The organism is Bartonella sp. AP21QHHD (assembly GCF_042196205.1).
Taxonomy (GTDB): domain Bacteria; phylum Pseudomonadota; class Alphaproteobacteria; order Rhizobiales; family Rhizobiaceae; genus Bartonella.
On the sequence record NZ_JBHIPT010000084.1, the window covers coordinates 1 to 1,353 of the forward strand.

The window sequence follows — 1,353 nt, forward strand, 5'->3', positions numbered from 1 at the left end:
TACGCGGCGTTGCTGTCATATACAGACGTTTTTTGCCCCGAATGATGCTGTTATCGTGAACCTTGATAAATTCAGATTCATTGTCTTCAGTTCCCAATGAAGCCCCAGTTGTTCTATGGGCTTCATCACAGATGATCAGATCAAATTCGGGTAAACCATGCTCTTTTTGTGCATCCGAAATCACTTGGATAGAATGATAAGTTGAAAAGACCACGGTCATTGCATCTGCTAGGGATTCACAAGCTTCTTTAGCAAGGGCTTTTGCATCTGTTGTAGCAGGGAGAACAAGATCTGATGTTTCCATGCCAACAATATCATCTTGGTTTTTACGACGCTTGCCTACTTTTGTATCCGAACACACCGCAAAGGAACGCAAGGGCACTTGTGCATCGGCTGTCCATTCACGGATTGTTTGCGAGACTAAAGCCAGAGAAGGCACCAGAAACAACACACGCTTGCCTTTTCCTGCTATGTGTTCTGCTATCTTAAGGCTTGTGAAAGTCTTCCCCGTTCCACATGCCATAATCAGCTTGCCACGATCTGCTTCTTTTAACCCTTCACAGACTTTCTTGATGGCTTCTTCTTGATGGGGACGAGGCTCTTTTGTTGATTTCAGAAGAACTTCTTGTTTTGTTGCAAATATTTGCCAATCTATCCGACTGTTTTCCATATGACGAAGGTCAATACGATAAACGGGTATCGCTTGTCCTTTAATCATGGCATTCACATTGTCACTTAATTCCACTTCTGTGCTGTCAACGAGAAGTCGATATTTAAAGATGTCTTTTCCAGAGGCAGCGATAAAGCTATCAATATCTTTTTTACTGATCTGATGGTCAGCTTTATAAAACTTACATTGAATAGCCACATATCCCTCTTGATGACGAAGCTTTGCCACCAGATCAATGCCGATATCATTTTTATTCCAACCTTCACGCTCTTTAGCCCATTCATAATAGCTCTCAACTTTTTCATATCGCCCATAGTGGAGAGGGTCATACATAAGATATTTTGTCACAAAATCTTCAAACACTTTCCCCCGTAGAGCATTTGATGTTGCCTGTTCACGATAGGATTGTAAAAGGGAGCGTAAAGTGAATTGTTCATTATCAGACTTAATAGATTGAAGCATATTGTAATAAAAATCCCTTGCCTTATGAGATGATTAATATTCATTAAAAGAATCAAAACGAATTCAATTAAATGCACTTAAAGCAAATAACGATAAAAATGGGAAAAAACTGCTAAAAAAGCCGATATTTTTTTCAAAATGGGTCTTTAAGGCTGCTTATCAACAGCCCATGACATGGAATAAGATCAGCAAAGTAGTGAAATTTGCTATTCATTTCACGT

1 protein-coding gene is annotated in these 1,353 nt (G+C 39.5%); it reads right to left on the minus strand.

Translation table 11 applies throughout. From position 1 onward, the window contains the following. Positions 1-1,132: DEAD/DEAH box helicase family protein (locus ACFIMC_RS05065; RefSeq protein WP_375685693.1), on the minus strand; the 1,132-nt coding region annotated here is incomplete at its 3' end. Between the last annotated feature and the right edge of the window lie 221 nt (positions 1,133-1,353).